Origin of the sequence: Lactobacillus sp. ESL0225, assembly GCF_003692905.1 — a bacterium.
Taxonomy (GTDB): Bacteria; Bacillota; Bacilli; order Lactobacillales; family Lactobacillaceae; genus Lactobacillus; species Lactobacillus bombicola.
This window is the reverse complement of the sequence record NZ_REHK01000009.1, coordinates 56,032-64,234: the sequence shown is the minus strand read 5'-3', so window position 1 is coordinate 64,234 and position 8,203 is coordinate 56,032. Positions and strand designations below refer to the sequence as shown.

The 8,203-nt window shown below is 34.8% G+C and carries 7 protein-coding genes; 5 read left to right on the top strand and 2 right to left on the bottom strand.

Translation table 11 applies throughout. The features are described from left to right. From F5ESL0225_RS06120 to F5ESL0225_RS06100, 5 genes are all read left to right on the top strand, one after another. Nucleotides 1–2,396, top strand: a 2,396-nt coding sequence (locus tag F5ESL0225_RS06120; protein ID WP_122048080.1) for a DUF1542 domain-containing protein, incomplete at its 5' end; no start/stop codon positions are given. 480 nt (nucleotides 2,397–2,876) lie between these two features. Then, nucleotides 2,877–3,503: a hypothetical protein gene (locus F5ESL0225_RS06115; protein ID WP_122024878.1), complete on the top strand. Its 627-nt coding sequence runs from the start codon at nucleotides 2,877–2,879 to the stop codon at nucleotides 3,501–3,503. Nucleotides 3,504–3,842: 339 nt separating this feature from the next. Then, nucleotides 3,843–4,457 carry an ABC transporter ATP-binding protein gene (locus tag F5ESL0225_RS06110; RefSeq protein WP_122022107.1) on the top strand — a complete coding sequence of 205 codons (615 nt, stop codon included), beginning with the start codon at nucleotides 3,843–3,845 and terminating at the stop codon, nucleotides 4,455–4,457. Nucleotides 4,458–4,459: 2 nt separating this feature from the next. Continuing rightward, complete coding sequence (locus tag F5ESL0225_RS06105) at nucleotides 4,460–5,629, top strand: hypothetical protein (RefSeq protein WP_122048079.1); 1,170 nt, start codon at nucleotides 4,460–4,462, stop codon at nucleotides 5,627–5,629. After that, nucleotides 5,629–6,798, top strand: coding sequence for a hypothetical protein (locus F5ESL0225_RS06100; RefSeq protein ID WP_122022105.1), 1,170 nt, complete (start codon nucleotides 5,629–5,631; stop codon nucleotides 6,796–6,798). The genes F5ESL0225_RS06105 and F5ESL0225_RS06100 overlap by 1 nt, the downstream gene beginning before the upstream one ends. A 79-nt stretch (nucleotides 6,799–6,877) precedes the next feature. On the opposite strand, the gene F5ESL0225_RS06095 is transcribed toward F5ESL0225_RS06100, so the two are convergent. Then, nucleotides 6,878–7,462, bottom strand: coding sequence for a DJ-1 family glyoxalase III (locus F5ESL0225_RS06095; RefSeq protein ID WP_122022104.1), 585 nt, complete (start codon nucleotides 7,460–7,462; stop codon nucleotides 6,878–6,880). Between the two features lie 34 nt (nucleotides 7,463–7,496). After that, nucleotides 7,497–8,135 (bottom strand): HAD hydrolase-like protein, encoded by a 639-nt coding sequence (locus F5ESL0225_RS06090; RefSeq protein ID WP_122024875.1) that lies wholly within the window; start codon nucleotides 8,133–8,135, stop codon nucleotides 7,497–7,499. Between the last annotated feature and the right edge of the window lie 68 nt (nucleotides 8,136–8,203).

Genomic DNA, 8,203 nt, shown 5'->3' with positions numbered 1-8,203 from the left:
AGGATGCAGTAGATCAGGCTAAGAATGCAGATGAAATTAATCAAGCCCAAGCAGACGGAATTACAGGAATCAACAGTATTCCAAAATCAAATGGTACAGTAGACGAGCAGAAGAAGGCCGCAACTGATGCCATTGACAAGGCCGCCGGAGCTGCTAAGGATGCCATTAATAAAGACAGTAGTTTAACAGATGCTGAAAAAGCAGCTGGCAATAAAGCAGTCGATGATGCCGCAGCTAAAGCTAAGGAAGAAATCAACAAGGCTGTTAACTCTGATGATATTAATAAGGCTAAAGAAAATGGTTTAGCTGAAATTGGTAAGGCTGTTCCAAACAGCACTTTAGATAAGCAAAAAGAAGATGCTAAGAAGTCAATTGATGACGCTGCAGCGAAGGCTAAGGATGCCATTAATAAGGATCCTAAGTTAACAGATGAGCAGAAGAAGGCGGCAACTGACGCTATTGACAAGGCCGCTTCTGCTGCTAAGGATGCAGTAGATCAGGCTAAGACGCCAGATGAAGTTAACCAAGCTAAAGAAAATGGTTTAGCTGAAATTGGTAAGGTAGTTCCAGATAGCAGCTTGAATAAACAAAAAGAAGATGCTAAGAAGGAAGTTGATGACGCCGCAGCCAAGGCTAAGGATAAGATCGATAAAGATCCAAACTTAACTGACAAGCAAAAAGAAGATGCTAAGAAACAAGTTGATGATGCCGCAGCCAAAGCTAAGGACGAAATCGACAAGGCCAAGACCCCAGACGAAGTTAACAAGGCTAAGGACAAGGGAACTTCAGATATTGACAAGCAAGTACCAGGCAACAACACACCAGGTAACAGCTTAGAAGATCAGAAGAAGGCCGCTAAGGATGCCATTGATAAGGCTGCTTCCGCTGCTAAGGATGCCATTAATAAGGATCCTAAGTTAACAGATGAGCAGAAGAAGGCGGCAACTGACGCTATTGACAAGGCCGCTTCTGCTGCTAAGGATGCAGTAGATAAGGCTAAGACGCCAGATGAAGTTAACCAAGCTAAAGAAAATGGTTTAGCTGAAATTGGTAAGGTAGTTCCAGATAGCAGCTTGAATAAACAAAAAGAAGATGCTAAGAAGGAAGTTGATGACGCCGCAGCCAAGGCTAAGGATAAGATCGATAAAGATCCAAACTTAACTGACAAGCAAAAAGAAGATGCTAAGAAACAAGTTGATGATGCCGCAGCTAAAGCTAAGGACGAAATCGACAAGGCCAAGACCCCAGACGAAGTTAACAAGGCTAAGGACAAGGGAACTTCAGATATTGACAAGCAAGTACCAGGCAACAACAATTCTGGTGGTAATGGCAATGGTGGTAACACTAACCCAGGTAACACTAATTTAACTTTTGATAAAATTTTAGAAGACCAAAAGAAAGCTGCAGACAAAGCAATCGATGATGCAGTATCTGCAGCTAAAGATAAAATTAATAAGGATCCAAACTTAACTGATGAGCAAAAAGCAGCCGCTAATAAGGCAGTTGATAATGCGGCAGCCAAAGCTAAGGATGCAATCAGTAAAGCTAAAACTCCTGAAGAGCTAAAGCAAATTCTCGATAATGCTATAGCTGAAATTAATAAGAATATTCCTAGTCAAGGGAATAATAAGCCAGATGCTATTGAAAAGCGGCTTAACCACAATGCTTACTTCTATAACAAACAAGGTAAGCGAGCTAACTTATTGGTAGCTAAGAGCGGTTCGATAATTTCAACGTATGGAATAGAAAAGATTAACGGTCGTGAATTCTACATAACAGATAATGGCTTATACGTAGCTGTTAATAATGTTATTAGTAACAAGCGTCGCCTGAAACGGAATGCATTTGTATATAACCGTTATGGCAAGCGTGTAGGTATAACATTACTTAAGAAGAATTCAGAAGTTGGCACATATGGTGATCCAGTGAAGATCAAAGGTATTGCATACTACATCATTGGTCAAAACCGCTATGTCAAGGCAGCCAATTTTGCATTTGTAACTGTAGAGGCAAATAATACCCTTGCTGATGGAGTAACTGCGAATGCAGAAGTTCATCATAATGCATACATTTATGATGAAAATGGTAACCGTTTGAATAAGCTTGTTCTGAAGGCAGGATCCAGAATTACTACTGGTGAAAGTAGAACGATTAGTGGACAGAAGTACGTAGCAATAGCTGAAGGTCAATATCTAGCAAGTGATAATGTTACAGGAACTGGCCGTAAGTTAAAGCACAAGTCATACGTATATAACCAATATGGCCAAAGAATAAGTCGGAAAGCATTAAAAAAGAATAGTGCAATTCAAACTTATGGCAATGCAGTAAATATTCAAGGTAGCGAATATTATGCAGTTGGTCAAAATAAATTCGTTAAACGTTCTAACTTCAAGTAAAATCAAGAAATTCTTGAACAAACTTAAGTAGTAAAAGAAGCTCCTATCTCAAAAGAGGTAGGGCTTCTTTTTTTATTATTAATAAATTCAATTTTATGTCAAACTAGGCCGTTTTAAATTACTATTTAAATTTAGAACAATCGTTATATAATTTTGTATACTTTATATTTAAAACATATTTATTACTATCAATTTTTAAAACATATTTTTAATGACAAGGAAAGTTAAGAATAATAAAATTTAAAAAAGTATTTTTTATTAATTGCGAATAAAATATTAATATTAGTATTAAATAGCAAGATAATTTACTTTTTTTTATAAACTTAAAGTTATGAAGTCCTACTCTATCAAAGCATTTCAGATGGAAATTTAAGAAAAAATAAAAATAAAAAAATTTAACAAACGGCAATTGACTATTATTAAATTTCAGTTTATATTAAAAATAAATTAACAAGTTTAATGTTATGGAGGAAAGACACAATGAAAAAAAGTTCTAAATTAATGGTGATTTCAACTGCTGTATCATTATTTACACTAGCAACTGGAACAATTGCAACTGCACTTGTCAATGCCTCTACTAAAAATAATCAAGAAAATATAACGCAAATTGATCAAATTGCAACTAAACAGTTAAATCGTGCTGGTTATGTATTTCGGTTATCTTCAAATTCGCTAATGAACCCAATGTATAAACAAGCCGAGCAAGTAGAAAAATATAGTGAAGCTTATGTTGAGCAACTGGTAGTCAATAAAGTATTATTCAAAGTAATTGAAGTTAATTCTTTAAATAAGCATATAATGGTGCATATTATTGACCAGAGTGGGAAATATCAAGGTTGGGTTAGCTTGCTGACTGGTATTTATAATGTTAAGGCACTTAAGCGCAATTTAAAGCCTCTGGTTAAAGCTGAATTTGAGGTAATGAGGATTAAAGATAGTCAAGGGAAGAAAGCAGCTTTAAAAGAATTAATAAAGGTTGAACAAGAAATCAAGCGGTTACCTAAACGTAATAAGGAAATAGGAGAGAATTCTTTACTTGAACTACAACGTTGGCTTAATCATGGAAATTATCAATTTATACCAAGTTTAATGATTGGTCAATATTAATATAGTAGTCTCCCAGCTTGGGGGACTATTTTTAGTTATTAAGAATAAGGTGTATTGGTAGAGTCAACTTCTAATATGATAAGCAATTTAACGGTTAAAGAATATCAGTCTGCCAATAAAAGTCAATTATTTTTTTCTAAAATAAAAATGTTATTAAAAGTAAAAATAATCAGTTAGTTATCTACTATGTGGAAAAAAACAATAAGTATAAATTTTGTTGAATATATGAACCTTAAAATATGTTATTTTATAAATAATAACTAAATCATTAATATTAAGTGATAAGCTTGTTTAATCACATCATTTCTATTAATACCATATTTTATCAAGGAGACTGTTATGCTCGAAGTTAATCATCTCACAATTAAAACCCGTCAACCAATCTTGCATGATTTTAGTTATCAGTTTATGCCTGGTCAGTTTTATCAGATTGCTGCCGAAAATGGGTTAGGCAAAACTAGTTTTTTGCGGGCAATTACTAATTTGATCCCGATTGCTGCTGGAAGAATTCGCTTAGAAGGTAAACCGTATACCCAAAATAAGGACAAAGTTTTTTTCTTCGAAAGTAATGACTGGCTCAATCCCAATCTTAATAGCTTAGACTATTTAAAATTTATCAAAAACATGTGGCACTCACAGGTGAATTTAGCAGACGAGTTAGCCTTCTTAGGGGTGCAAGATTACGCCAAAGTACCCATTAAAAAATATTCACTAGGAATGAAACAGAAATTGCTGGTAGCCATGTATTTTGTAAGTGATGCCGAATATTATTTAATGGATGAAATAACCAATGGTTTGGATGAGGTAAGTCGCAAGCAACTTTATGACCGCTTAGCGCAAGAAGTTTCGCATAAAAACAAATGTATTATCATGACCTCACATTATAGCAGTGAACTAAGGATGATCAACGCTCATCGTTTAGTTTTAGAACAACAAATGATGCGTGAGGTGTAGGAATGATGTCTTACTTTGGTTTTCAATTTAAAAAAATTACCAAGCATAACTTAACCATAATTGCTTCGTGCATTTTAATAATTATTTCTTTTGGTATTTTATTTCTTAATGCTAATCAAATTGACAGCGGAGAATCAATCAAGGGTCAGATACAAGGCAATATTGTAATCCAAAAAAATAATATTGCCCAAGATAAGCAAGCATTAAAAAAGTATTCGCCGACTGGTGAAGGTTACCGTCAAACTAAAATCGCACTGAAGCAAACAAAAAAACAATTACAAGTAAATCAAGCGTTGATTAAACATATTAATAAGGGGCAATGGGGACTAGTTTATAAGGAAAAAATCAAAGAGAGTAATAAAATGAAAACTACTGGATTAAGTGAGCGAAACCTTGACGTCGTTAGTGGCATTAAAAAGCGCTATCAATATTTAGTTAAGCATCCGCTGCCTTATGAAAGTGATGCAGCCGTTACTGGTATTCAGTTTTGGTCAGACTTAAACGGAACCTACTGGCCAATTTTATTTACTTTAGTGATAATTTTTATTTTAACGTATCTATATACTGACGCTTATAAAAATGGCTTAGATATCACCACTGTTTTACCAATAAATGTAATGCGTAAGCAACTATCTAATAGTTTGGTAGGATTAGCCATTAGTTGTTTATTATATTTATTGTTAAGTTTATTAGTTTTTACCGGAGCATCTTTAATCTTTGGCACGGGTAATTTACAATACCCAGCTATTATTCATCATCTAGTCAATGGACGGCAAACAGTTGCTGTAGTTCCGTTAGCTACTTTAATCCCCCAAATTTTAATCTTACAATTTTTGGAATTTATATTTTTAGTACTGTTTATTCAGTTACTGGCAAAACTATTGCATAATCAGTTACCGACCCTGTTATTAGCGGTACTTTTAGTAGTAGGTATTGGATTAGCAACCACCATAATTGAACCTTTGGCTCAGATTGCCCAGTGGCTACCTAACACTTATCTTAATGCAATCAATGTAGTTTCGGGGGTAGTTGCTGATAACTTAGATAATTACCATATTAATTTTACTAGTGGGGTAGGTACCCTACTAATTGGTTCACTTGTTTTGTTTAGTTTGATTTGCTTATTAGAACGGACTAGAACTCATCATTTCAAAGAAGTGGAGGTACTGTAATGGCTTATCTCCTATTTCAATTAAAAAAAGTAGTTAAAAATAAGTTGACGCCAATTTGTCTTTCTATCCTGATTCTAATTTTGGGCTTTATTTTATTTTTGAATCTACGTACCGCGCCCCAATTTACCTTGCAGGCAGGAGCCCAAAAAGAAGGTACTTACTATCAAACAGAGATTGCTAAGTTAAAACAAAATCTGAAGCAGCAAAAGAAAAATAGTGACCTTTATCAAGAAACTGAACAAGATATTAATAGTAACCAAAAAATTGCCAACCAAGATTATCAAATACAAAAAGCTGCTCAAGCTGCTAAGTGGCAGTTAGCTTATACGCTGATGTGGCAAAAAAAGCAGCATGAAAAAAAACACTTAGAAAACATTGCTGACCAGGTTGATCCCGCTCAAGTGACAGAGACTAATAACAAACTAAAATTTTTTGCCTATCTTAAAGACAAACCACTCGCTTATGAAAATCAAGATATGCCAGTAACGGGAATCCAATTTTGGTTGCACCTTAACCAGCAGTATTTACCGTATCTATTTACTTTGGTGGCTTTGTTTATCTTAACTTTATTATTAACAGAACCTTATCATCAAAAACTTGATCTAACTCGGCTCAATCCCATTAGTAAATGGCGTCAAGCTTTAACGGAAATTAGTGCGGGTTTAATATTACTAGGGGGAAGTTTTTTGGTAATAAATTTGTTAATGATAATTGCCGCAACGATTTTTGCTGGTGCTGGTAATTTAGCTTTTCCGTATTTGACCTATAAATTTGTTAACGGTCGAATGATGACTAACTTTGTGGCTAGTGACAATTTAATTTTACCAATTATTGCTTTACAACTTTTAGGCTTGTTATTCTTAATAGTTTTGGTAAGATTTTTGGCCATAATTTTTCGTGCGCAACTGCCCACATTGCTGCTTGCACTCTTGTTAGTATTAGGAGTGAATGTGGCGGTAATAGCTGTCCCAATGTTAAGAAAAGTTAGTGCTTGGTTACCGGTGACGTATCTAAATGCGGTTGATACTGTTTCGGGGAAACTAGGAATGTTATACCAAAATCCGCAATTAAATTTTAGTGCGGGAATCATTGTTTTGCTTGGTAGTATAGTGATTATCTTAGTTTTAACTGTTATTGTTGAGTATACATATCAAAATAGCAAAGCTTAGTAATAAAAAATTTACCAGTCTTATTATTAAGTATCAAGTAAAAACCGTTCCAACTCTTTTGAATTGGAACGGTTTTTTATTACAAGCTGGTCTGGATATTATCAGCTAGATAATTGTAAAGCATGCCTTGCTGTAGCTGTTTAGTTTCAACCCCTAAAGCCTCAGCAATTGCATAAGCATATGCCCACGCAGTAGCCGGACCGCGACTAGTAATAAGCTTATTTTTGTGGTCAGTTACTGTAATTGTTTCTTTAAATTTGCCAGTTGGTGCATCTTGCTTAGTCTGTTTGTCAAAACCTGGATAACAAGTATAATCAGCGTTGTCTAATATGCCATAACGGGCTAAGGCAATTGGAGCAGCACACATCGCTGCATTCCATTTGCCTTCTTCGTGACGCTTAACCATTAAGTCACGAAGGTTTTTATGATCGCGTAAATTTTCGGCACCGCTTTTTCCGCCTGGGAAAGCAACTAAGTCATAATCTAATAAACTATCATCTAATACTTTGTCACATGTAAGTAGAATTTGGTGATCTCCAGTGATTTTTGGGCTAGTTAGACCAACCATGTCAGTTGGAATGCTTAAGCGTCGCAAAACATCAACTACGCTTAATCCTTCTACTTCTTCACAACCATCGGCAAATACAACGGCAACTTTTTTCATGGTAATACCTCTTCTTTCTATATAATATTATAAACTAGCTGAGATCAAGATAAAATAATAAGTCACTTAACTTATTTAAATGTAAGGTGGGGCGCGGACTAATTGGTAATTTGCTTTTTTTGGGTGCAAGCCATAGTGATTGCAAGTTTGTATTTACGGCTCCTTGAATTTCATCAGCTAAATCTGTTCCAATGACTAAACATGTATCAGGGTCTAATTGCTCTTGGCGGACAACTTGCGCTAAAACTGATTTAGCAGGCAATTCTTGGGTAAAATCATCAGCAAAATAGGTAGCAGCAAAATAAGTTAGCAGTGCACTTTGCTCTAAGCGAGGAGTGATAATCTGTTTTGACTCTTTAGCCAACATGATTAAATTAACCTGGTCAACGACTGCATCTAAAAACGAAATAGTTCCTTTGACTAATTGATGCTGTTTTTGTAAATTTATAGTAAAAATTTCTGGCTGAAGATTGAACGCATTTAGGATTAATGAAATTCGCTTGTTTAATCCTAGTAGTTTGGTTTTTTCTTGTAATTTGGTATATTTTAAACGCTCACTTGGACCAAATGGCTGCTTTGATTTTAGTGTTTGACTTAGAGCCTTTCTTTCAGCGACTTGTTCATTAAGTAAACTACCTTCTGGAATAAATATTAACGTTTCAAATTTTGTCACTTAAATTTACCTTCTTAAATTGGTTTATTAAGTATATTATAATCGATATGATGATCAAGAAGGGCCAA